The sequence below is a fragment of the Bradyrhizobium sp. U531 genome, assembly GCF_051710265.1.
Taxonomy (GTDB): Bacteria; Pseudomonadota; Alphaproteobacteria; order Rhizobiales; family Xanthobacteraceae; genus Bradyrhizobium.
In genome coordinates, this window is record NZ_JASVEN010000004.1 from 525,052 (window position 1) to 549,023 (window position 23,972).

General features: G+C 62.5%; 20 protein-coding genes, 1 other RNA gene and 2 pseudogenes. 17 read left to right on the forward strand and 6 right to left on the reverse strand.

What is annotated here, in order from left to right:
* The first annotated feature begins 231 nt into the window (after positions 1-231).
* The 6 genes from QRQ56_RS21990 (at position 232) to QRQ56_RS22015 (ending at position 3,462) form a co-directional block, all read left to right on the forward strand.
* The gene (locus QRQ56_RS21990) at positions 232-552 is read left to right on the forward strand and encodes a DUF4164 domain-containing protein (RefSeq protein WP_018318703.1); all 321 of its coding nucleotides are present in this window, start codon (positions 232-234) and stop codon (positions 550-552) included.
* Positions 549-932 carry a cell division protein ZapA gene (locus QRQ56_RS21995; RefSeq protein WP_438742958.1) on the forward strand — a complete coding sequence of 128 codons (384 nt, stop codon included), beginning with the start codon at positions 549-551 and terminating at the stop codon, positions 930-932. Before QRQ56_RS21990 ends, QRQ56_RS21995 begins: the two co-directional genes overlap by 4 nt.
* Before the next feature lie 218 nt (positions 933-1,150).
* A non-coding RNA gene (gene ssrS, locus QRQ56_RS22000) (6S RNA) lies at positions 1,151-1,311 on the forward strand.
* Positions 1,312-1,506: 195 nt separating this feature from the next.
* The gene (locus tag QRQ56_RS22005) at positions 1,507-2,103 is read left to right on the forward strand and encodes a 5-formyltetrahydrofolate cyclo-ligase (RefSeq protein ID WP_438742959.1); all 597 of its coding nucleotides are present in this window, start codon (positions 1,507-1,509) and stop codon (positions 2,101-2,103) included.
* On the forward strand, positions 2,081-2,905 hold the full coding sequence (locus QRQ56_RS22010; protein ID WP_438742960.1) for a TIGR00282 family metallophosphoesterase: 825 nt from the start codon (positions 2,081-2,083) through the stop codon (positions 2,903-2,905). Before QRQ56_RS22005 ends, QRQ56_RS22010 begins: the two co-directional genes overlap by 23 nt.
* A 290-nt stretch (positions 2,906-3,195) precedes the next feature.
* Entirely contained in the window at positions 3,196-3,462 is a 267-nt protein-coding gene (locus QRQ56_RS22015) for a hypothetical protein (protein ID WP_438742961.1), read from the forward strand.
* A gap of 290 nt (positions 3,463-3,752) precedes the next feature.
* Here QRQ56_RS22015 and QRQ56_RS22020 read toward each other — a convergent pair whose 3' ends face one another.
* From QRQ56_RS22020 to QRQ56_RS22035, 4 genes are all read right to left on the reverse strand, one after another.
* Complete coding sequence (locus QRQ56_RS22020) at positions 3,753-4,913, reverse strand: GAF domain-containing sensor histidine kinase (RefSeq protein ID WP_438742962.1); 1,161 nt, start codon at positions 4,911-4,913, stop codon at positions 3,753-3,755.
* A 366-nt stretch (positions 4,914-5,279) separates the two neighbouring features.
* Positions 5,280-6,416: a DSD1 family PLP-dependent enzyme gene (locus tag QRQ56_RS22025; RefSeq protein WP_438742963.1), complete on the reverse strand. Its 1,137-nt coding sequence runs from the start codon at positions 6,414-6,416 to the stop codon at positions 5,280-5,282.
* A 303-nt stretch (positions 6,417-6,719) separates the two neighbouring features.
* A complete protein-coding gene (locus tag QRQ56_RS22030; RefSeq protein WP_438742964.1) occupies positions 6,720-8,144 on the reverse strand; it encodes a methyl-accepting chemotaxis protein in 1,425 nt (474 codons plus the stop codon).
* A 152-nt stretch (positions 8,145-8,296) separates the two neighbouring features.
* A complete protein-coding gene (locus tag QRQ56_RS22035) occupies positions 8,297-10,045 on the reverse strand; it encodes a methyl-accepting chemotaxis protein (RefSeq protein ID WP_438742965.1) in 1,749 nt (582 codons plus the stop codon).
* A gap of 220 nt (positions 10,046-10,265) precedes the next feature.
* On the opposite strand from QRQ56_RS22035, the gene QRQ56_RS22040 reads away from it, so the two are divergent.
* The 9 genes and pseudogenes from QRQ56_RS22040 to QRQ56_RS22080 form a co-directional block, all read left to right on the forward strand.
* The gene (locus QRQ56_RS22040; RefSeq protein ID WP_438742966.1) at positions 10,266-11,012 is read left to right on the forward strand and encodes a YebC/PmpR family DNA-binding transcriptional regulator; all 747 of its coding nucleotides are present in this window, start codon (positions 10,266-10,268) and stop codon (positions 11,010-11,012) included.
* A gap of 211 nt (positions 11,013-11,223) precedes the next feature.
* Complete coding sequence (gene ruvC, locus QRQ56_RS22045) at positions 11,224-11,751, forward strand: crossover junction endodeoxyribonuclease RuvC (protein ID WP_438742967.1); 528 nt, start codon at positions 11,224-11,226, stop codon at positions 11,749-11,751.
* Positions 11,752-11,893: 142 nt separating this feature from the next.
* Positions 11,894-12,511 (forward strand): Holliday junction branch migration protein RuvA, encoded by a 618-nt coding sequence (gene ruvA, locus QRQ56_RS22050; protein ID WP_438742968.1) that lies wholly within the window; start codon positions 11,894-11,896, stop codon positions 12,509-12,511.
* A gap of 20 nt (positions 12,512-12,531) precedes the next feature.
* A complete protein-coding gene (ruvB, locus tag QRQ56_RS22055; protein WP_438743027.1) occupies positions 12,532-13,569 on the forward strand; it encodes a Holliday junction branch migration DNA helicase RuvB in 1,038 nt (345 codons plus the stop codon).
* Between the two features lie 97 nt (positions 13,570-13,666).
* Complete coding sequence (locus tag QRQ56_RS22060; RefSeq protein ID WP_438742969.1) at positions 13,667-14,536, forward strand: DUF6869 domain-containing protein; 870 nt, start codon at positions 13,667-13,669, stop codon at positions 14,534-14,536.
* Between the two features lie 106 nt (positions 14,537-14,642).
* On the forward strand, positions 14,643-15,560 hold the full coding sequence (locus QRQ56_RS22065; RefSeq protein ID WP_438742970.1) for a metallophosphoesterase: 918 nt from the start codon (positions 14,643-14,645) through the stop codon (positions 15,558-15,560).
* 51 nt (positions 15,561-15,611) lie between these two features.
* A complete protein-coding gene (locus QRQ56_RS22070) occupies positions 15,612-15,803 on the forward strand; it encodes a type II toxin-antitoxin system VapB family antitoxin (RefSeq protein ID WP_438742971.1) in 192 nt (63 codons plus the stop codon).
* Positions 15,800-16,171: a type II toxin-antitoxin system VapC family toxin gene (locus QRQ56_RS22075; protein WP_438742972.1), complete on the forward strand. Its 372-nt coding sequence runs from the start codon at positions 15,800-15,802 to the stop codon at positions 16,169-16,171. The genes QRQ56_RS22070 and QRQ56_RS22075 overlap by 4 nt, the downstream gene beginning before the upstream one ends.
* A pseudogene (locus tag QRQ56_RS22080) lies at positions 16,168-16,257 on the forward strand (acyl-CoA thioester hydrolase); the annotation flags it as partial. The gene QRQ56_RS22075 and the pseudogene QRQ56_RS22080, both read left to right, overlap by 4 nt.
* On the opposite strand, the gene QRQ56_RS22085 reads toward QRQ56_RS22080, so the two are convergent.
* Together QRQ56_RS22085 and QRQ56_RS22090 are read right to left on the reverse strand one after the other, a co-directional pair.
* Positions 16,239-17,942, reverse strand: coding sequence for a recombinase family protein (locus tag QRQ56_RS22085; protein ID WP_259217620.1), 1,704 nt, complete (start codon positions 17,940-17,942; stop codon positions 16,239-16,241). The pseudogene QRQ56_RS22080 and the gene QRQ56_RS22085 sit on opposite strands and share 19 nt — an antisense overlap.
* Positions 17,943-18,678: 736 nt before the next feature.
* Positions 18,679-18,839 (reverse strand): annotated as a pseudogene (locus QRQ56_RS22090) (IS256 family transposase); the annotation flags it as partial.
* A gap of 628 nt (positions 18,840-19,467) precedes the next feature.
* On the opposite strand from QRQ56_RS22090, the gene QRQ56_RS22095 reads away from it, so the two are divergent.
* The gene (locus QRQ56_RS22095) at positions 19,468-19,728 is read left to right on the forward strand and encodes a hypothetical protein (RefSeq protein WP_317245410.1); all 261 of its coding nucleotides are present in this window, start codon (positions 19,468-19,470) and stop codon (positions 19,726-19,728) included.
* Positions 19,729-20,316: 588 nt separating this feature from the next.
* A complete protein-coding gene (locus QRQ56_RS22100) occupies positions 20,317-23,421 on the forward strand; it encodes an efflux RND transporter permease subunit (protein ID WP_317245409.1) in 3,105 nt (1,034 codons plus the stop codon).
* The last annotated feature ends 551 nt before the right edge of the window (positions 23,422-23,972 follow it).

Genomic DNA, 23,972 nt, shown 5'->3' on the forward strand with positions numbered 1-23,972 from the left:
TGCCTGTATGGAGACCGGTTTTTCGCACCCCGCTTGTATGGGAGGGAACTGACGGATCAGGGCAGCCTTCGTCCGATCTATCGGTGCATAGTTTCGCGGCGGCGTTGCGCTGGGCTAGCTTGCCACGTAAATTTCTGCTTCTAACCGCTTGCCGAACCGAGTCTTTTGCCGGACGGCAAGCCCCAGGAAAAGGCCACTGGGCAAAGGCCGCCAGGTTCCACCGCTGACTACATGAACGATCGCGTGTCCAACAGTGCCGCCATGACGGAGTCCTCCGCGGTCGAGATCGAGATCGCGACCCGCAGGCTGATGGCGGCGCTCGACGCACTCGAAAGCGCGGTGGAGCGCCGTCGCGATGCCGATCGCGACGAGAACGAACTGGCGGCGCGGATTCAGGCGCTCGGCGCGGACCGCTCGCGGCTCGCCGACGAGCTCGACGGCGCGCTGGTGAAAGCGCGCAAGCTCGAGCGTACCAATCGCGAGATCTCCGACCGGCTGGATTCCGCAATCGTCACGATACGCTCGGTGCTCGATACCGGAGAGGACGGATGAGCCACATCAACGTCACCATCAATGGCCGGCAGTACCGCATGGCCTGCGAGGAGGGCCAGGAGGTGCGGCTGCTCAAGCTCGCCGAGACGCTGGAAACGCGCATTCAGTCGCTGCGCGGAAAATTCGGCGAGATCGGCGATGCCAGGCTCACCGTGATGGCCGCGCTGACCGTCTGCGACGAGCTGGTCGACACCACCAACCGTGTCCGGGCCCTGGAGCAGGAGCTGACCGAGCTCCGCGATTTCCGCAACGCCGCCGTCGAACGCGCCCGCATGACCCAGACCGCCGTGGTGAACGCCCTGAACGCCGCCGCCGAGCGCATCGAGAAGTCCACCCAGGTGCTGAACCGGACCGTCGGCAACGGGATTGCGATCGGGTAGGGCTTGGCGAGGCCTGAGCAAGCGCCTCGTCCTTCGAGACGACCGCTTCCAGCGGTCTCCTCAGGATGAGGCTGACTGGCAGCTTTGCCCGCGAAAATGCCTGCTAAGCACCCAGTCCTCATCCTGAGGAGCCCGCAAAGCGGGCGTCTCGAAGGATGGCGGCAGACGAGCTTCGCGCCGGGCTGGCGATTCGTCAGTATCGTTGTTACATTGCCTCCGCGAGGCTGCGACGCGCGTCAGGAGCCATATATCCCCGGGGCCTTATCGATCCTTTAGGGAACTGTCCCTGGCCGGGCCCGTGGGCCCGGACATATGGTGCCCACCTACTTTCGTAGGGAACTCCGGGATCGAGTGCTTCAACGGCGTACGCGGCTTCGCACTGTTTCTTCTTCCTTCTGGTTCGTGCCTGTCGAAATGACCGCGGCCAATTCAGTAGGTGTCATTCCCCGCGAAGGTGGGGAATCCAGTACGCTGCGGCCTTTGTGTGAATTATCACCGCCTCTGGAAAACTGGATCATCCGCCCCAGTGCGCAAGGGCGCACAAGGCGGATGATGACGTGGGGGACCAAAGCGCATGCCCAACACGAAAGCCGAACTCCGTGCCAAGGCCCTCGCGGCGCGCGATGCGCTGAGCGAAAAGAAGCGCGCCGCCGCCGCTGTAAAACTCGCCAAGCGCGGGTTGCCGTTCAACCTGCTGCCCGGCAGCATCGTGTCCGGCTACTCGCCGATCCGCAGCGAGATCGATCCGATGCCGCTGCTGAGGAAGCTCGCGGAGGAGGGCGCCAAGCTGGCGCTGCCTTGCGTCACCGCGCGCGGCCAGTCGCTGATCTTCCGCCTCTTCCATCCGAACGACCGCCTGATGCTCGGCCCGCTCGGCATTCCCGAGCCGTCGCCTGCGGCCGCCGAAGTCATCCCCGACATCATGCTGACGCCGCTCGCGGCGTTCGACCGTCTCGGCCATCGCATCGGCTATGGTGCGGGGCATTACGATTTCACCTTCGCGCATTTGCGCAAAGCCAAGAACATTCTCGGCATCGGGCTGGCTTTCGCAGCGCAGGAGATCAAGGCGGTTCCGGCACTATCGCACGACGTCGCGCTGGATTATGTGCTAACGGAATCGGACGTGTTCGATTTCCGGAGTTCTGAAGTTGCGCATTCTCTTCGTGGGTGATGTCGTCGGCCGTAGCGGACGGAGCGCCATCGCAGAATATCTCCCCGGCATGGTCCGGGACTGGTCGCTCGATCTCGTCGTCGTCAACGGCGAGAATTCGGCCGGCGGTTTCGGCATCACGGAAGCGATCTACCAGGAATTCCTCGACGCCGGCGCCGACGCGGTGACACTCGGCAATCATTCGTGGGATCAGCGCGAGGCGCTGGTGTTCATCGAGCGTGCCGACCGCCTGGTGCGCCCCGCCAACTATCCGCGCGGCACGCCCGGCCGCGGTGCCGCCCTGGTCGAGACCAAGAACGGCAAGCATGCGCTCGTCGTCAACGCGCTCGGTCGCGTCTTCATGACCCCGTTCGACGATCCCTTCGCGGCACTGGAGCGCGAGCTCGGGGCCTGTCCGCTCGGCGTTGCCGCCGACGCCGTCGTCGTCGACTTCCATTGCGAGGCGACCAGCGAGAAGCAGGGCATCGGCTTCTTCTGCGACGGCCGCGCCAGCCTCGTCGTCGGTACCCACACCCATGTGCCGACCGCCGACTACCAGATCTTGAGCGGCGGCACCGCCTACATGACCGACGCCGGCATGACCGGCGATTACGACTCCATCATCGGCATGCAGAAGGAAGAGCCGCTGCGCAGGTTCACGTCCGGCATTCCGTCAGGCCGCTTCGAGCCGGCCGCGGGCGCGGCGACGCTGAGCGGCGTCGCGGTGGAGACGGATGACGCGACGGGCCTCGCGCTGAAGGTTGCACCGGTGCGCATGGGCGGACGGCTGGAGCCGGCAACGCCGAAATTCTGGTTGAGCTGAGGAGCGAAGCCAGATCGCCCAGTGTCGTCTCCGGACGACGATATCCGCTTTGCCCTCAGCAGCGGACATCGGCGGGCAACCAAGGGACGTCCGCCTTGGGCCACAAGCGGACATAGGCCCGGTCAGGCGCACACAGCTTGCACCTAAACGACGAACTGTTGCGGCAATACGGATAGCGAGACGATCGGTTTCAGTTTGCTGTGAGAATATCTTTCCTCGCGATATCTGACGTGGAGGAACGTCGCGACCCTGCTCCCGTTGAATTTGCACAAATCAACCAAGGAGCTTTCATGAAAAAAATTATCGTCGCTACCGCCGCCCTTGCCATGATGTGCGGCTCCGCATTCGCTCAGAGCGGCCCGGCGCCGCAGTCCAACAACATGGACAAGCCCGGCATGGAAAAGAACTCCATGAACAAGGGCTCGATGAACAAAGGCACCACCGGCATGAACAAGGACGGTATGGCCAAGGGCGGCATGATGAAGCCCGACGCATCCGGCCAGGGCGGCTCAGGCCCCGGCAGCGATCAGGGTGGTACCAAGAGCAACATGAAGTAAGCCCACCTCCTTACTGTGCTTACTTCCGAGCCGCGTCGCTTCCCCACACGGCGACGCGGCCGTTCTTTGATATGTCGTGTTTCGCTCGTCAAAGAAGATAGGAACGAACCCTACGCGTTCAGCTTGTTCATCATGAGCAAGCAATCCGAACATCTCAGGGATCAAGCGCGGCGAGCCGAACGCCTCGCCTTAACTGTCAGCGGCGATGAGGCCGGCAACACTCTGAAAGCGTTGGCCCGCCAGTTTGACGAGGCCGCTGACAGACTTGAAAAGCCGGATGGGCCTTCGCCTTAGCGGGGGAATTTAGCTCTGAATGTCGTTTCGTTGGGCGAAGATTCCGCAGTAATAATCCCACCGTGCGCCCGAGCAATCTCCTGCGAGATATAAAGGCCCAGCCCCAACCCTTTTTGGTTTGGGAGAACGTCCCCCCGCTGAAACGCCGTGAAAAGGCGTGGCATCGCCTCTGCGGGTATAGGGGCGCCCCAGTTGGAGACACTGACCTCGTAGCCAGTCTCCGTTGCTCTGGCAGCCACGCGAATGGGCCGAGTAGGATCGCCGTACGACGTCGCATTGCCCAACAGATTGGATAGCAGTTGCTGCAGGCGCCCGGCGTCTACTTTGACGGTCCCCGGCACCTCGACGTTGGAAGTGATGACGCGGTCTGGATAGACATTCTCAAACTCGGAGACGACTTGTTGGACCAAGCGTTCTAGTGGTTCATCCCTGAGCCGTATCGGCATCCCAGCGCCAAGCCGTGTGCGGGCGAAATCCATGACATTGTCGATGAGGCCTGCCATTCGATTCACGCTGCCTTGAAGCATTGTGATCCAGCCCTTCCCCTCCTCGTCCACTTTCTTGTTCAGGAGTCGAAGGCCGCCCTGAATCGACGCCAGCGGATTTCTTAGATCGTGTCCCATTACTGCGATGAATTGTTCGCGCAGCTCTGCGTTTTGCTGCTCCAGCGTGAGCTTAGCTTCACTGACTTCCAACCTGTCCATCGAATCGAGGTGTGCGGCGATCAGCTCTGCGAACAGCTTGAACATACCGACGACTTCCGGGCTGCGCAGCTTGCGCGGCTTCGGGTCGATGGCGCACAAAGTTCCGAAGAAGGAACCATCAGGCAGGATGATGGGCATCGAGATGTAGCTTTGGAACCCGTACTGCTCGGGGGTGTGATGGTTGCAAAACAGGGGGTCTTCGCTGACGTTGTCGATCACGACGGCTTCACGGCTCTGCCGGATTTCGTGGCAAATCGTCGTCTCGATCTTCAACTCGTCTCCCGGCTTGAGGCCAAAGGCTAATTCATCCCGCGACGCACAAGTGATCCATCTATCCTCTGTCACTCGGGCGACAGCCGTGAAACCCATACCGGTCGTGCGGGCGACCACGTCTAAAATAGTCGTAACGGAAGCAATGCCATTTATTCTGGCGATATCTCTGTCGAAAGTCATTCTCGTCCCTGCGGTTGAGCAACTCATGCCCAACGTCAAGGACACTTTATCCCATAGCTGCACCAACTTGTTCAACGAAGATGTGCGGCGGACAAACGGCTGCTTCGGGTCATTTGCAGACGTTCCCAGTCGGCTCCGGCCACGTCTGCTCGTCCTTTGGTAACGGGCAGTCCCGAATTATGAGTGTACGCCTCGGTCCGCAATTGCGAACGAGGGGCCAGGACCCATAACGCCAGGGCGCAGTTGTTTTGCGAAGCTTGTCACCGCGTCTTCGCCAAACCAATGCTGCGGCGAAGGGATCCCTGATCTGCGCTACGCCTGTCCGGGACGACGGCGGAGATCGGTGTGCGCCAACACGCGTCAGTCTCAGGTGACTGCGCCCCGCGCTGCGATCGGCCAAAGTGTTTCGACGCGGGCATCTGGCGTATTGAAGCCGCGCACGCCGACATACCAGTCGTAGAGATTGACGGTCGGGTCGCAATGACCGGGGATCAGCGTCACCTTGTCGCCGATCGCCAGCCGCGACGAAGCGCTGTCGAAATCGAGCAGGCCATGCTCATCGGAGGGTCGATGATAGCGCAGGTCGGGCCGACCGAGCACGTCCGGGAATCCGCTGTCGTTCGACAGGGCCTTGTGACCGGCATCAATGACCGCGCGTTCGCCGGCGCCGGTGCTCATCACGGTCGCGATCACGAACAGCGCATGCTCGAACGGATTGGCGTTGCGCGCGCCCTCAGTGACGTTCCTGGCGTAGTCGGCGTCCATGAAAATATAGGAGCCCGCCTGCAATTCATTCCAGATGCCGCTCGTACCTTCGAGTTCGAAAGTCCCGGTGCCTGCACCGCCAATCGTCCGACATTGAAAGCCGGCTTCCTTGAGGACGCGCAGTGTCTCCGCGGTGGCGTTGGCGGCGCTAGTGATGGCAGCGCGCCGCTCCTCCGGCGTGCGCAAATGCTGGGCGGAGCCGTGATAGGCCTGTACGCCGCCGAACGACAGGAAGCGTGAAGCTGCCACCTGCCGTGCCAGGGTGGCGGCCGCCGGCCCCGGCCTGACGCCGCAGCGGCCGGCGCCGACATCGATTTCGACCAGGACTTCGATTTGCGCTCGGGCCCGCTCCGCGGCGTGCGCCAGTTGCTCGACCACGATGGCATCGTCGACGCACACCCCGATGCGCGCGTGGCGCGCAAGGCCTGCGAGCCGTTCCAGCTTCCGCAGGCCCACCACCTCATTGCTGACGAGCACGTCGCTCACCCCGCCCGCCACCAGGATCTCGGCCTCGGCGACCTTCTGGCAGCACATGCCGACCGCGCCCCGCGCGATCTGCTTGGCCGCAATGATCGGCGATTTGTGGGTCTTCGCATGCGGGCGCAACCGAACACCGAGCCTGCTCGCCGCCGCAGCCATCGTGTCGAGATTGCGCTCGAAGGCGTCGAGGTCGATGATCAGCGCCGGTGTGTCGATCTCGGAAAGCGGCGCGCCGATTTGGGCGGGTGGAAGGGACATTGAAAACCAGCTTGCTGTGTTCGGGTCGCGCCTCGAATGCGCGGCGGCACTTCTAGGGCAACATCGGCCGCCGCACCAGGGCAGGCGGTTCTGATGCTCGGCGGGCGGCGGGGATTCGCCCGTCTCTCACGAATTCGGAATATTAGCAATATACCCCTGGTTTGCCCGACGAGTCAAACGGCCTCGCCGAGTTTCCATCGCGAGCCGTTGGCCCCATCGCAAGTCGTTGATTCCATTAACCCCGGCTACTGTGCATGGGGTTGTTTTCGAACTTTTAATTCGAGTGCGCCGCGGCGCCGGCCCTCAGCCCTGCCGGAATCCCATCCTGAAGGCGCCCCAGTGCTTGCCGCGGACCATGATGGGTGACGACAAGTCCTTCATCAGCACGAACTGTCCGCCGCCCATGTCGCGGCGGTAGGTCTGAAGCAGGAATGGCTTGGTGCTGCCTGCGACCTTCTTCACCGTGCGGTCGTTGAACAGGCGGCGGTTGCGGCAATTGGCGTTGTTCCAGACCGGGTCCTTGCCCTGCGGCAGGCGGTAGTTGGGGTTGTGGGTCGGCAGGAAGCCGCTCCGCGCCCAGGCGACGCAATAGACGATGCGCGGATCAGATTTCTGGATCGGGTCCTGGATCGCCGGCAGCACGCGGTCGGTGAACTCGACGTAATTGGTGAGGTACTGTTTCGGATCGGAGCCGGGAATTTCGCGATAGGTCTCGTCGAGGAGCTGGTCGAGCGTGATCTCGCCGCGATCGATCGCGGCCTCGAATGCGGCCGAGATCTGCCTTGCGGTGTCCACCACGATCCGGATCAGCGGCGTGTCCGACGTATCGACGCCGCTGTCGGCGATCAGCGCGATCAGGCCTTCCGACGTGTCGAGCAGCTTCGCCACCCGCTCGTCTGCATTCTTGAGATCGCGCGAGGAGAGATCTACGCCCTTGGCGAGCTCGTTGAGCTCGCTGATGACGGTGTCGCAATGTCCGAGATTGGAGGTCGCCGCGCGCGTGACGCTGTCGATCTCCGCTTCCACGGACGCAAAGCCCTGCTGAACGCGCGAGATGATGCTCGAGATCGCTTGCGCGCCTTCGCCCGCGGTCTTGGCGCGCTGCGAGGCGTCGCTGCTCTCGCCGATCAGGCCTTCGATCTGGCCGTCGAGATCGCGCACGGTGTCGGAGATCTGATGCGTGGCCTGCCGGGTGGCTTCGGCGAGGTTCTTCACCTCGCTCGCGACCACCGCAAAGCCGCGGCCGGCATTGCCGGCGCGCGCGGCTTCGATGGTGGCGTTGAGCGCCAGCAGATTGGTCTGCTTTGCGATCGCCTCGATCGAGCCGGACACCTTCGCGACCTGCGCCAGCGCCGAGCCGACCGCGCTGAGGCGCGCCTCGATCCGCTCCACTGCCGCGACGAGCTCAGAGATGTGGCTGACCGCGGTGTCGACGGCACTGCGCGATTGCGCGATCTCGCCGACCGCAGCGGAGGTCGTGGTTTGCACCGCCTGCGAGGCATTGGCGATGTCGTGGTTGGCCGAGACCATCGTCTCCGCCGTCTCCTGCAAATGGTGGAACCGTTCCGACTGGTTCGCGACGCGATGGGCGACTTCCTGGACGTTGCCGGCGATATCGGCCAGCTCCACGCCGAGGCCGCCGATGCGGTCGGCAAGCTGGTCGATCAGCCGCTCCGCCAGCGTGCGATTGGAGCCGGTGTCCATGACGGCAAGGTGTGCGACGGACATGTTCGATGAGTCCTCCAGTCAGAGCCGCAAACCCGGCTCACGCGGCATTCCCATTCCAGATTTGAGCTTAGAGGACGATTCGCGGTCGGCGTCTTGCCTGAGCGTGCACTCAGGTGAAATTGGCGCCTTGTTTCTCTATTTCGAGCGTTGCTCTAGAGCTTGTATGCCGTGCGGAATCCACCCCAGTGCCGGCCCTGCACGCGGATCGGAACGTCGATCTCGCGCATCATCACCGTATTTCCGTTGCCCATGTCGCGCGCATAGCTCTGGACCAGATACGATCGCAGGTTGCGCGCGGCGGCGAGCCCCGCCGGATCGTTGAATATTCGCCTGTTGCGGCAGTTGGCCGTGTTCCAGGCTGCGTCGCCCGGCCGCTGCGGGTGCGAATAGATCTTGTTGTGCACCGGCAGGAAGCCGTTGCGGTCGACCATGGCGCAGAACGCCATGCGCTGGTCCTTCGCCAGGAAGACTTCCTGGAACGGCGGCAAGGCGCGGTCGGCCCAGTCGAGATATTTCGTGCGGTATTGCTGCGGATTGGTGCCGGCGATCTCGGCATAGTCGGTGTCGAAGAGGTCGTCGATCCCAACTTCGCCGCGGGCAACCGCCTGCTCGAAGATCCCGGTCAGCGCGTTGCCCGCCTCCATGGCGCGGGTGACGAACTCGGTGTTCTCCTCGTGGATCGACCAGAGCTTATCCTCGATCTTTTCGCGGAGCTCGGCATTGGGGCTGGCGAATTGCGCGCGGGCGCCGGCCTTCGATTGCTCGATCACGCGCAGGCGACAGGTGCCGACGTCTTCGAGGCTGCCCTCGATCGTGGTCTGCGCCGCGAGACGGCCCGCGTCTGCGCCGCCGATCAGCACGCCGTCCATCGAGATCTCGTAGACCGGCATCGTGCCGCGCGCGCTCTCGAATTTGAGATGGCAGGGCAGCCGCTCGGTCTTGCGGCGGTCGTCGTGCTCGCTCTGGCGGAGCAGCACCGCGCAGCGCGATTTCAGCTTCTGGGCGAAGGTGGTGACGGCCTTGCCGGCGCTGGCGACGCTCTCGCCATGAGTCTCGGCGGCCTTGGTCGCGGCATCGATCTCGGCCGCGCTCTCGCCGACCGAGACGATGAACTCCGAGGCGCTGGCGGCATTGCCGGAGACTTCGCTCGTGGTGGCGTTCTGTTCCGCGACCGCGCCGTTGACGGTCTCGAAGACCGGGCGGATCGCCTCGATCGCCTGCGAGATGCGGTGCACGGCATCAGCGGAGCCGGCGGCATCGCGCTGCAGCGCGTCGATCTTCTTGGTGATCTCTTCCGTCGCTCCCTGCGTCTGCACCGCGAGGGCCTTGACCTCGGTGGCGACGACGGCAAAGCCCCTTCCCGCGGCGCCCGCGCGCGCGGCCTCGATCGTGGAGTTGAGCGCGAGCAGCGTCGTCTGCCGCGCGATCTGCGCGATCAGATTGACGACGTTGCCGATGGCGGCGGAGGATTCGCGCAGGCGATCGACATTGGCGCGGGCTTCCTGCGCCGCGGCGCTGGCCTCGTCGGCGAGCTTGCCGGCCTCGCGAACCTGCGTCCCGATGCCCTGGGCGGATTGGGTGAACTTGTCGGCGGCATGGGCGAAGGTCGAGGCCGTCGATTGCGCCGCATTGGTCCGGCCGGTCAAGGCATCGGTGCGGTCGCGGATGGCGGCAAGCGTCGCCGCGGTCGCCTCGGCGCCGCCGGCCACCGAATTGGCGGCGCGCTCGAGCTGGCGGATCATGGCGCCGAGCTCGAGTTCCAGGAGCTCCAGGATTTCCCGGGCCGAATCAGTTTCGGCCACGGCAGCGGGCTCGGCATGGGCCGCCGGCTGCGGAGCCGCCGGGGCGGTCGCAGGCGCAGCCGGATCCGGCAGACGCTTCCGAAATAGTCCGAACGCCATCAGCTCTCTCGTGTCGGGGAACGGTCGGACGCTATTTTCGCAGCCCGGAATGAAATCAGGGTTAACAGTCCTCGACCTCTAGGCACCGGCCGCGGCGGTGGCTACCTTTACAGTGCTACCTTAGGGGTAGCAGATCTCTTTGATTCCGGCGGGTTGGCGGCCTATAAGGCCGCGCTTTCCTCGCTCACCCCTTGGCTGACGATTCCTCGAGAGACCACGCATGGCCGGACATTCCCAATTCAAGAACATCATGCACCGCAAGGGGCGGCAGGATGCCCAGAAGTCGAAGCTGTTCGGCAAGCTGGCGCGGGAAATCACCGTCGCGGCCAAGCTCGGCACGCCCGACCCCAACATGAACCCGCGCCTGCGCGCCGCCATCATCGCGGCCCGCCAGGAGAACATGCCGAAGGACAATATCGAGCGCGCCGTCAAGAAGGCGCTCGGCAATGAGGGCGAGAACTACGACGAAATCCGCTACGAGGGCTATGGCCCCGGCGGCGTCGCCGTGATCGTCGAGGCGTTGACCGACAACCGCAATCGCGCCGCCTCCGACATCCGCTCCTTCTTCACCAAATCGGGCGGCAATCTCGGCGAAACCGGCTCGGTCTCCTTCATGTTCGACCGCACCGGCGTCATCGAATACGACCGCAGCGTCGCAGACGACGACGCGGTGCTGGATGCGGCGATCGAGGCCGGCGCCGACGACGTGGTCTCCGGCGAAGGCGGCCACGAGATCTACGCCTCGACCGAAGGCTATCGCGACGTCGCCAAGGCGCTGGAAGCCAAGTTCGGCGAGCCGCGCAAGGCCGCGCTGATCTGGAAGCCGCAGAACACGGTCGCTGTCGACGACGAGACCGGCGAGAAGCTGCTCAAGCTGATGGACCTGCTCAACGAGCACGACGACGTCCAGCAGGTCTACGCCAATTTCGAGGTGTCGGACGCGCTGATCGCGAAGATGGGCGGGTAGGGCCTCGCTCGTCCCGGACGCGCTGCAGCGTGCAACGCTGCTGCGCAGAGCCGGGACCCATCATCCTCCAGGCATCTGTGCCCATATGGGCCCCGGTTCAGCGCCGCACCGCTTCGCGCTGCGTCGCGCCCGGGGCACGAAACCTCCTTTCCCCTGTTACTTCTGTTCTGTTTCTGTTTCGCTATCATGGGCCAACCGCTATCACTGGCCCATGACCGCGCTCCCGATTCGCCAGCCCATCCGCATCATCGGCATCGATCCCGGCCTGCGCCGCACCGGCTGGGGCGTGATCGAGGCTGACGGCAACCGTTTGATCTATGTGGCGTGCGGCTCGGTGGAACCGCCGAACGACCTGCCGCTGGCGAGCCGGCTGCTCGCGATCCACGAAGGTCTCGCGTCCGTGCTCGCGAGCCATCAGCCGATGGAAGCCGCGGTCGAGCAGACCTTCGTCAACAAGGACGGCGTCGCGACGCTCAAGCTCGGCCAGGCCCGCGGCATCGCCATGCTGGCGCCTGCAATGTTTGGCATCTCGGTCGCTGAATACGCGCCCAACCAGGTCAAGAAGACGGTCGTCGGCGCCGGTCACGCCGAGAAGGCCCAGATCGCGATGATGCTGAAGATTCTTCTGCCCAAGGCTGATCCGCCGTCGGCCGACGCCGCCGACGCGCTGGCCATCGCCATCACCCACGCCCATCACCGCCAGAGCACCGCGCTGCGGCTGAAGGTGGCGAACCTATGATCGTGTGCCGCGCATCATTGCCGTCATGCCCGGCCTCGTGCCGGGCATCCACGTTCTTTCTTGTTGATCGCCAAGACGTGGATGGCCGGGTCAAGCCCGGCCATGACGAAAGAGGGGTGTCTGTCGCGATCGAGGTCGTGAGATGATCGGCAAGCTCAAGGGCCTGATCGATTCCTACGGCGAGGATTTTGTCATCCTCGACGTCGGCGGTGTCGGTTACCAGGTTCATTGCTCTACGCGTACCTTGCAACATCTGCCATCGCCCGGTGAAGCCGCCGTGCTGTCAATCGAGACTTACGTCCGCGAGGACCAAATAAAACTCTTCGGCTTCCGCACCGACCAGGAGCGCGAATGGTTTCGCCTGCTGCAGACCGTGCAGGGCGTCGGCGCCAAGGTCGCGCTCGCCGTGCTCGGCACGCTGGCGCCGGCCGACCTCGCCAATGCCATCGCGCTGCGTGACAAGGCCGCGGTGGCGCGCACGCCCGGCGTCGGCCCCAAGGTGGCCGAGCGCATCGTCACGGAATTGAAGGACAAGGCGCCGGCCTTCGCCAATGTCGATCCGGCCGTCGTGCACCTTGCCGGCGCCGTCGACGACCAGCGTGCTCCGCGCCCCGTTGCGGATGCGATTTCCGCGCTGGTCAATCTCGGCTACGGCCAGCCGCAGGCGGCTGCCGCGATTGCCTCGGCCTCGCGCAGCGCAGGTGAGAATGCCGAAACCGCGCAGCTCATTCGCCTTGGCCTGAAGGAGCTGGCGAAGTGAGCGATCCCAAGGCCAACCGCATGGTTTCGCCCGAGCGCCGCAGCGACGATGTCGGCGACACCGCGCTGCGCCCGCAATCGCTGTCCGATTTCGTCGGCCAGCAGCAGGCGCGCAAGAACCTTTCGATCTTCATCGAGGCGGCGCGCAAGCGCGGCGAGGCGCTGGATCACGTGCTGTTCGTCGGTCCCCCCGGCCTCGGCAAGACTACGCTGGCGCAGATCGTGGCGAAGGAGCTCGGCGTCGGCTTTCGCGCCACCTCGGGTCCCGTCATCGCCAAGGCGGGCGATCTCGCCGCGCTCCTCACCAATCTCGAAGAGCGCGACGTGCTTTTCATCGATGAAATTCATCGCCTGAGCCCGGCGGTGGAAGAGGTGCTCTATCCCGCGATGGAGGATTTTCAGCTCGACCTCATCATCGGCGAGGGCCCCGCGGCGCGCTCGGTGAAGATCGAGCTGTCGAAATTCACTCTCGTCGGCGCCACGACGCGCGCGGGCCTGCTCACCAATCCCTTGCGCGACCGCTTCGGCATTCCGGTGCGGCTGAACTTCTACACGATCGAGGAGCTGGAGAGCATCGTCAGCCGCGGCGCCCGCGTGCTCAATGTCGGCATGAGCGCGGACGGCGCCAACGAGATCGCTCGCCGCGCCCGCGGCACGCCGCGCATCGCCGGGCGCCTGCTCAGGCGCGTGCGCGATTTCGCCTCGGCGGCCGATGCCGACAAGATCGACCGCAAGATCGCCGATCACGCGCTGAGCGCGCTCGAGGTCGATGCCGCAGGGCTCGATGCCATGGATCGCCGCTATCTCACGACCATCGCGACGAACTATGGCGGCGGCCCGGTGGGCGTCGAGACGATGGCGGCAGCCCTGTCCGAGCCGCGCGATGCGATCGAGGACATCATCGAGCCCTACCTGATCCAGTGCGGCTATCTCCAGCGCACCCCGCGCGGCCGGCTGCTCACCTCGCACGCCTTCCGCCATCTCGGCATCGCCGAGCCCTCGCGCGATGCGGCGGCCCAGTTCGGCCTGTTCGGCACCGACCAGTCCGAGGACGACTGACCACCGCGGCCGGTGAACCCTTAGGTCCAATCCCGTCACTAATCCGAACGCGCGGCGAACTGAGCGCCGCTGATGCCGATGGATTGGAGTGGAAAGAATGGAGCCGACGGAAGACGCTGGATTGCTCGAGGTGATCGCGGCCGCGCCGCAGCTGCGCACGCCCGATGACACCGAGACATTCCTCGATTCCCTGCCGGTGGGGGAGGTGGCGTCGATGTGGTGCGCGCTTCAGCGCGTCAATCGTCGCGACCAGGTCAGCAGCGTCTGGGCTCTTAAGCTGTATTTCGATCATCTGCCGCATCGCCGGCCGCAAACCGCGCTCGATCTCGTGCTGGAAGTGCTCGAGACCGAGGCCGACAAGCCGACGGTCATGCAGCTCGACGACAAGTTCCTGCCGGTGCTGCTTCAGGCGCACGATCCCCAATTGATCGCGCGCATCGAGCACGAGGCCGAATGCAATGACCGGCTGCGCTGGCTGCTTGGCGGCGTGCATGTCGCGCCAGACGATCCCTCAATGTTGCGCATTGCGGGACTTGCCAATGGCGAGGCCTGGCGGGCTGACCATAAGGCGCAGCGCACGCCGCGCGAGCCGCTCGATTGCGCCGGCATGTCGGTGGCCGCACTGGCGCGCGCCTGGGTCGAGCACTACTCCAAATCCGAGCGCGACCAGGACGACAATCTATTCGCGCTGATGGATTTCGAACGCGAGCTGCGCGAGGACGACCCCGACAAGTTGATCGATCTCGTCCTGGAGATCCTGAGGATTGAGGCCAACCCGGTGCTGCTGTCGCTCCTGGCCGCAGGTCCCCTCGAAGACGTGATCAGCACCGTCACGATCGATCGCATCGAGCGCGAGGCGCGGATCAACGAACGTTTCCGTGATCTGCTCGGCGGCGTCTGGTACTACCGCGCGCCCGACGACGTGAAGGCACGGCTGGACGCGCTGATCGGCGAGAGCCGCTGGTAGTACTCGTGCAGATCATCTGCACCTGGATGCTGGCGATCTGCACGAGCGTACCCCAATTCCGCTCCAATCCGATCTCATCGAGGTCATGTTGCAGAAGCGGGTTTCCATGATCACGCGCCGTCACTTCATTCGTTCCATCGGCGGTCTGTCCGCCCTCGGCATCTCGACCGCCGCCTATGGCGTCGGCGTCGAGCCGGTGCTGCGGCTTCGGGTCACCCGCTATCATCCGACGCCGCGACAATGGCCGGCGGATTTCCCGCTGAAGATCGCCGCCATCGCCGACATCCATGCCTGTGATCCCTGGATGTCGCTGGAGCGAATCGCGGACATCGTCGACCGCACCAATGCGCTGAAGCCCGATATCATCGTGCTGCTCGGCGACTATGTCGCCGGCCTTCACCACGTCACGCGCCTCATTCCGTCGCGCGAATGGGCGAGGGTGCTGGCCGGCCTCAAGGCGCCGCTTGGCGTCCACGCCGTCATGGGCAATCACGATTATTGGGACGACAGGACCGTGCAGCGGGCGGGGCACGGGCCGACCATCGCGCATCGCGCGCTGGAGGCGGCCGGCATTCCCGTCTACGAGAACGGCGTCGTGCGTCTGTCCAAGGACGGCCGTCCGTTCTGGCTCGCCGGGCTCGGCGATCAACTGGCCTACTATCCGTCAAAACGCTATGGCCGCGCCCACAGGCTTGGCGCAGACGATCTCGCCGGCACGCTGGCGAAGGTCACGGACGATGCGCCCATCATCCTGCTCGCGCACGAACCCAACATCGCGCCGCTGGTGCCCGCGCGCGTCGCGCTGCAACTGTCCGGCCATACCCATGGCGGCCAGGTCCGCCTGCTCGGGTGGTCGCCGGCTGTCTCGCCCAAGAACGGCCTGCGGCTCGCCTACGGCCACTTCCGCCTGAAATGCGATCTCATCGTCTCCGGCGGCCTCGGCTGCAGCATCATGCCGGTCCGCGTCGGCGTGCCGCCGGAGATCGTCGAGGTGACGCTGGGAAGGGAGCCTGTCGCAACGTAGCGCATGGAATTCTACATCAAATGATGTTATATTTGATGTAGAGGTGACGCCATGAGAACGACGATCGCGATCGACGACGAGCTATTTGCCAAGGCACAGGAGTTCGCCGGTGTCACCGAAAAGTCAGCGGTCATCAGGGAAGCCCTGAAGGCCTTTGTCGAGCGGGAGGCGGCGCGCCGTCTTGCGCGGATGGGTGGTACTGAACCGAACGCGAAAGCGCCGCCGCGCCGTCGGCCCAAATGAAGGTCCTTGCGGATACCTCGATTTGGGTCGATCACTTCCGCCGCGCAGACGCGCAACTGGCAAGTCTTCTCGATCATGGGGATATCGTCATTCATCCGTTCGTGATCGGTGAGTTGCTCCTCGGAGGCGTGCCGAAAAGCTCCGATGCTCTCGACGATCTGAACACCATCCCCAAAGCCACGCTGGCGAGCAATGACGAAGTCCTTGAATTCATCGTTAAGCGAAAGTTGTCCGGGCTTGGCATCGGATATGTCGATGCGCACTTGCTGGCATCGACGATGTTGACGATCGAGGCCTCGCTATGGACGCGTGACAAGCGATTGCTGGCTGCAGCAAGGTCGTTGAAATTGGCTGCTGATTTCCAATGAGTGCTCTCTTGTCCCACCTCGACGGCGAGATCCGCGACGGCCGCCACCACATGCAGGTGCGCGTCTATTACGAGGACACGGACTTCCCTGACTTGCCATTGTCGTAGTATGCAAACGTGCTTATCTCTCGCTCCTTGCTGCGGTTTTCGGGAAAGAGGTTCTTTCCGCAAAGCGCGGAGCTGTTCAGGTAGGGCGTATATTCGTAGGGCATCCGCTTGCGAACCGGATGCACTACTATGCATTCAATCAAGTTGCGGAAGGCAATGCGAGTTTCGATCGCCTTCGGATTGGTTTTGAGCGCGGTGATAAGCCTTCTAACCTCCGAGGAGTATCGGTCACTGAATTTCGGGCGATCGAAGCCAACTATATTTTCGCCGCCACCGCCGAGCAGCCGCAAGCGCTCTTCAACGCTTTCCCGCTCCAGGTCGCACTCATCGATCCGCTTGAGCAATTCGTCCGGCTTGCGGCGGCTATTTGCGATGGCATAAGAGAGGCGTTCGATCTCGGTAGTCAATACGCGGCGTCGACGCTCTAGCTTATTGTGTTCGCTACCATTGTTCCGATCGTTTTTGCGCTCCTCCTTCCAAGTACGCATCGCCTCTTCAATGGCTTTCGGCGAAAGCAATTTCACCTGGATTTTTTCGGAGGCATCCTCGAGCAGAACGTCCATATCAAAGCTACGGGTGTGCTCGCAGGTGCCCCGCTGATGCGCGCTCGCGCATGCCGCGCGCGGCGCACCGTTACGCGAGGATTGAGCGATTCGCATATGGCCATTGCAGACGCCACACCGGAGCACACCGGCAAGCGGGTGCTCATTGTTGCGCGGACTCACGGCGCGACGCCGCGGCTGGCCAGTCGGTCCGAACATAGACACCGCGCGCACCCTACGAACCTTCTGCGCTAGATCCCAGAGCCCTTGCGGAACGATCCGCAGCTCTGGCTTTTTGACGATAATGTGGCGTTCAGCTGGATTGCGGCGCTTCTGTTTCTTCTGCGTCTCTGGGTTAAGAATTGTCGAGCGAACGTTCCAATGTATCTCGCCGATGTAGAGTTCGTTGCCGATAATGCCGCGACCATGCCGACCGCCTGTGATGCACTGATGGTTCCAGGTGGTGCGACCCGCCTTGTTCTTGTGACGAGTTGCCCCTGGTGAGGGCACACCTTCGCGGGTGAGGTCAGCGGCGATAGTTCGGGTCGAGCGGCCCGCTGCATATTCTTTGAAGATGCGGAGCACAATCTTTGCTTCGTTCTCATCGATTACGCGCTCGCCGGGCGCGCCCGGCCTTGGCCGATAACCATAGGCGTATGAGCCCGGAATTCTTCCGTTCGCAACAGCGTTGTCATGGCCGCGCCGAACCTTTTCGGCGAGCTGCGGCTTGTAAATCGTGTTGTACAGACTTGCGATGCTAATGTCAGTGGCGGTCGCGTAGACTCCTTTCTGATCCATCAGCTCAACGCCGTTGAACTCGAAAACCTGCTTGAGACGCTGGATGGTTGCGGGATCGCGCGACAAGCGGTCGAAATGCTCAACGACGACTACGTCAAACTGCCGGCTTCGCACACCGTTGAGCAAGCGCTGATAGCCGTCCCGCGCACCTTCGGTAAGACCAGATTTTGCGGCATCCACAAACTCGCCGACGACATCGAGGTTGTTGCGCAATGCGACCTTGCGGCAGAGTAACAGCTGACCGTCAATCGAGCTCGCCTTTTGCATGTCGCTCGAATAGCGCGCGTATATTACGGCCGTTTTCTTCGATGACGGTGTCGTCATGCCGGTCCTCTATCGGCTGCCCCGAGCCATGATTTTCATCCCGTGCGATCTGACGGCCGATGGCGCGCGCCAACTCAAACCAGATTTCCTCATTGTCCGGATTATCCCAGCTCTGAGGATGGGAGGGGGCAAGCGGTCGAATGGTCGCTCGTTGTCTTCGGAAAGATCGGATGCGGGTAGGCATTTGCAAACTCGCGAGCGGAAGCTAGCGTAAATTTCCGCGCTGCGCTACGGCCAAGCCGCAGCGATTACTCGCAACGCGTCCCTCATGCTGGCTTCGGCAGCGTCGAATGAAAATGAAATTCGTCAAGTGCCGCAGCGTGCGTGAGGGCATTCCTGGCGATGAGGCGCGTAGTCCAGAGCAGAAATGCTAAGCAAAGCGGAGTAAAAATACTGGCGGCGGCGTAAGTTTGTTATCGGGTGCGGGTGCGGGTGCGGGTGCCCGGTGCGTAGGAGCCGTTCTCGGTTCCCCACATATTGTACTGGCTGCCGCAGAGCCCCGGCGAACTGTAACGTTCAGCCCAGACGCGGTGGTCCGACCCCAAGGACCCTTCGATGATTGGGTCTTTTCTTATTCCGCTTGTTCGATCTTGCGTCGAGGGTCCAAGAGCCAGCAATCGCGTCTTCGTGAGCTCCGCAGTAGGGCGCGAAAAGCACTGTCAGAAATACTCGTGTTCCTCAGCATGCTGTAACTGGCGCTCGGGCAACCGGTTGGCCGGCAAGAGGGCCGGGCCGGTCAGCTGGCGGCCGGAAGGCTGACGCTCGAATCATCGCTCAAAGGCGCGATGATTTCTAGCGTCATGTAACGGGCGCGCTGGACGGCCCATTGTCGTTCTGTTCGAGCAGGACCACTCCAATGAGGCGAACCATGGCCTCCTCGTTGGGGAACATGCCGACCATATGTCCAAACCGGTTCACAGCCTTGCTGCACCACATCGAGAAAGACGCTCTGCTTCGGGCGTTTCGACGACAAAAGCCCGCAGGCCGGCGCGGAGGTCGATGGGATAAGGGAGGCAAAGTACGAAGAGGGGCTCACGGACCAATCCGCGATCTCTGCGCACGGGTCCACACTGTCCCTACCGGCTACAGCCGGTGCGGCGCGTCTACATCCCCAACCCGACGGGGGTAGGCGGCCTCTCGGTGTGCCGGCCGCTAGAGGACAAGATCGTCCAAAGCGCGGTGGCCGAGGTGTTGAGCGCCGCCTATGAGCTCGAATTCCTCGGGTTCTCCTACGGCTCCCGGCCGGGGCGGGATCCTCAGATGGAGCTTGATGCCCTCGATCCGGCTATCATGACATATCCAGTGTCTTCGATTCGGTCGACCACGAGTGGCTGCTGCGGATGGTGGCGCACAGGATTGCCGATCCTCGTATCCTGCAGCTCATCGAGATGCGGCTGCGAACTGGCGTTCGTGAGAGCGGCGAGAAGCAAGACACACGCCGCAAAGGGCAGGATCAGTCCGCTCCTTTCCAACATCTTCCTGCATTACCTCCTCGATCGCTGGGTCGACCACTGGAGCGGTCGCCATGCAGCGCGGTCGCGTTGTGACCGTGCGCTTTGCGCACGACTTCGTCATCGGCTTCGAGAGCAAGGCAGATGCCCAGGAAATGCTCTTGGCCCTCAATGCGCGACTGGCCGGCGCTCCATGCGGACAAAACCCGTTGATCGAGTTTGGCGCGGTTCGCGGCCCTCCCGCGTCAGCCGCGCAGCGAGCGGTGGCCGAGACCTTCGCCTTCCTGGGATTCACTTACTTTGCGGGCGGACCCGAGATGGCCGGTTCATCGTGAAGCACAAGACCGAAGGGAAACGCCTGTGCTCTCGAGCAACATCACAAGTCTCGCGCGGCTCATGCGGGCGTCGCTCGTCGACAAACGTTGGTATAGGTTATGCAACCCGTTCTATATCCCCCGCTTACCTCTGTAGAGTTGAGCTGCCCGTCGGCTTGTCTGTAGTTTCAGCGTCGAAGCTGGACCGTCCGAAGGGTGGGGCGGCGCGAAATCCTAAGCTGAGTTGATAAGTGTGCTGCAAGGCATTGCTGCCATTGAAGCGTGGGACGAGGTTAAATGGAAATACGTCAGCCCACTTCCGCGTTGGAGGTCCATCAGCACATTGTGTGCTCCCTCCAGAAGCAAGACCCAGTGATCTTGGACATCGGCTGCTACGACGGAGCTGACTCTTTACATTGTCTGCGGCTTTGCCCAGAGGCTCAGCTCTACTGGTTCGAGCCGGCCCCCCCGGGGCGGTTGCTAGCTTAAGAGAAACATGGGGCTATACCCTGAGAAGGTGCCCCTAGCCACAGTCGCCGCGTTGATGACTGTTGCTGTAGCCTGGCTTACTGGCGAATTTCCGTCAGTCTCTTGAATGCGAGCATCGCGATGGCATTTACCGAGCTCTTCATCAAACGTCCTATATTGTCTATCGTCGTCAGTCTCCTGATCCTGCTGACCGGCATTGGTGCGGCCACCGTTTTGCCAATCCGGCAGTATCCTAAGCTGACCAACACGGTCGTCAATATCACTACCTCTTATCCTGGCGCCTCCGCCGACATGATCCAGGGGTTCATCACCACGCCCCTTGAGCAAGCGCTCGCTTCGGCCGAAGGCGTTGATTACATTACGTCCTCCTCGGTGCTCGGTGCCTCGACGATCCAGGTCTATATCAAGCTCAATTTCGAGCCCAACGAGGCGCTCACTGAAGTGCTCTCCAAGGTCAACTCGGTCAAATATTTAATCCCTAAGGAATCGAACGATCCGGTCGTCACCAAATCTGCCGGTCAGACCACAGCTGTCATGTATATCGCCTTCTCCAGCGAAGAACTGACGGCCAGCGCGATCTCCGACTATCTCTCGCGCGTGGTGCAACCGATTATGTCAACTGTAGACGGCGTCGCAGCGGCAGACATCCTCGGCGGCCAGAGTTTTGCGATGCGGTTATGGCTCGATCCCGCGAGAATGGCGGGCCACGGCGTGTCGCCAGCTGATGTTTCTGCTGCAATCGCGGCCAACAACTTCCAGGCTGCGGCCGGCCAGACTAAGGGCTATTTCACTCTCTCCGACGTCACGGTCAACACTGATCTGCGGAGTGTTGATGAATTCAAGCGCATGATCGTCAAAGCCAATGACGGCGGCTTTGTGCGCATGGAGGACATCGCGACAGTCGAGCTTGCGGCGCAGAGCACAAACGCCAGCGTCGCGATGAACGGCGAACACGCTATCTTCGTCGCCGTGCAGGCGAGCCCAGAAGGTAATCCACTGAACATAGCGCGAGGCGTTCGGGCACTGCTTCCAGAAATGAAGCGCAGCCTGCCGCCATCGCTGAAGATGGAAGTGGCCTACGACTCCACCAAGTTCATCCAATCATCGATAGACGAGGTGGAGAAGACGCTCCTTGAGGCGGTCGCGATCGTGGTGTTGGTGATCTTCCTGTTCCTGGCCTCCTTGCGGTCTGTCATCATTCCGGTCGTCACCATTCCGCTGTCCATTATTGGCGTCTGCAGTATGATGCTGGCGCTGGGGTTCTCATTCAATCTGCTGACCCTCCTTGCGATGGTGCTTGCGATCGGTCTTGTGGTTGATGACGCAATTGTCGTGGTGGAGAACGTTCATCGCCATATGGAAGAAGGTGCGTCGCCCGCGCAGGCCGCTACGAACGGCGCGGGCGAGATCGTCGGCCCCGTCCTCTCCATGACGATTACGTTGGCCGCCGTGTACGCGCCCATCGGCTTTCTCGGCGGCCTCACCGGCGCGCTGTTCCGCGAATTCGCGTTTACACTGGCGGGTTCGGTGATCGTGTCGGGCGTGATCGCGTTGACGCTGTCGCCCATGATGTGCGCGGTCTTCCTGAAGAGCGCTGAAGAGGGGCGGTTTGCAAAGTTTGTGAATCGTGTGTTCAGCGCCATGACGCGCTGGTACGGCCGCAAGCTCGACCGCTCGCTCGACTATCGCCCGATTACCGGGCTGTTTGCGCTGACCATGCTGGGCCTCGTCGCCTTTCTGTATATGCACACTTCCAAGGAACTCGCACCCGAGGAGGATCAGGGCATCGTATTCGCACTGACAAAAGCGCCGAAATACGCCAATATTGATTACCTGGATTATTACGGCGCCAAGCTCGACAAGGCACTCCAGAAGTTTCCCGAGACGGATTTTCGCTTCGTGCTCAACGGCATCAGCGGTCCGCAGGGCGGCATGGCCGGGATGTTGCTTAAGCCTTGGGCCGAGCGCAAGCGCTCATCGATCGCGCTGAAATCGCTGGTCCAGGCCGAGCTGTCCAAACTGGAAGGCATCAACGCATTTGCCTTTAGCTTGCCGCCGCTTCCGGGCGGTTCGGGCGGCTTACCAGTGCAGATGGTGATCAAGTCGACGCTCGGTTTCCAGTACATCTACGAGCAGATGTCGGAGCTGAAGGATGCCGCGCGCAAGAGCGGTCTGTTCATGGTCAGCGACTCTGACCTTGAGTTCAACCAGCCGGGGGTGCGAATCAAGGTCGATCGATCCAAGGCGAGCGACCTTGGCATCACCATGCAGAACGTCGGTAGCGCGCTCGCGACCCTCCTTGGCGGAAACTACGTCAATCGCTTCAACCTGCAGGGCCGCTCCTACGAAGTGATCCCGCAGGTGCCGCGCGAGAAACGCCTGACGCCGGAATCACTTGGGAGCTATTATGTCAAGACAGCGGCGGGCTCGATGCTGCCGCTATCGACCGTGGTCTCCATCGAGACTGCGACCAATCCGAACGCACTCACCCACTACAACCAGCTCAACTCCGCGACCTTCCAAGCCGTACCGATGCCCGGCGTCACGATCGGTCAGGCTGTGGACTTCCTCGACGTCGAGGCAATGAAACTGCCCGCAGAGTTCAGTCACGACTTCCTCGGGGACGCCCGTCAATATGTGCAGGAGGGTAACAAACTAGTCATCACCTTTGCGTTTGCACTCATCGTCATTTTCTTGGTGCTTGCGGCGCAGTTCGAAAGTCTGCGCGATCCCCTCATCATTATGTTCAGCGTTCCCATGGCAATCGCCGGCGCCTTAATCCCGCTATTCTTTGGCTTGGCGACGATGAACATCTACACCCAAATCGGACTGTTGACATTGGCTGGGCTGATATCCAAGCACGGTATTCTGATGGTCCAGTTCGCCAATCAGCTGCAGCTCAAGGAGAGACTCGATTCCCGCTCGGCCATCGAGATGGCGGCGCGCGTCCGCCTCCGCCCAATCTTGATGACCACCGCGGCGATGGTCACGGGCCTCTTACCTTTGTTGACCGCAACGGGTGCTGGCGCCGCGAGCCGCTTCTCGATCGGGCTCGTGGTCGTCGCGGGCATGTCCATCGGCACGCTGTTCACGCTTTTCGTGCTGCCGGCGCTCTATGTCGCGATCGCGTCGGATCACCGCGCCGACGCGAGTTCCGATCACGTCCAGAACGCCGCCGAGCTCGCCTTCATCGGAGCATCCGATGCCCACCTGGCCAAGCGATGATCCTAACGATCAACTCGGGTTTGCTCGATCGCGCCGCTAGCGTAGCGGCGCTGCTCGCCGACCGCGGTAACTTGATCGCACTGGGTGCCTGCAGTTCATGGCGGCGGACAGGAAGGATGATCCGCGGCTGCTGCGCTTCGTCTCAATCTACTGCTTGCCCGAGGTGAAGGACTACATCGCGACCAAATACGGCCGCTTCATTGTGCAGATGTGGTGAGCGACGGATGCCTGGGAGGGTTTCACGGTCCCTTGCGCGTCCGGAGCTTCAAACCGGTGGTGCGAAGCTTGGGGGAATCATGTGTTCGGCGAAGAGCGCGTCGCGGATCCGTTTCTGCTCCGACAGGCGGATGCTGTTGTTACCTGACCGAGCAGGCCACCGCACGTGAGTTGCCGGACATCACGGCAGCATAACTCGCAGGATTGACGTCGCCCGGGACAGGGACAGAATCCATGTTCCCCGAATGGGTGGCGTACCCATTTTTCAATTGGTTCTTGGTGGAGAATTATTCACTTCCTGACCGCGCTGCAATTGCTGTCTGAAAAGAGACCGC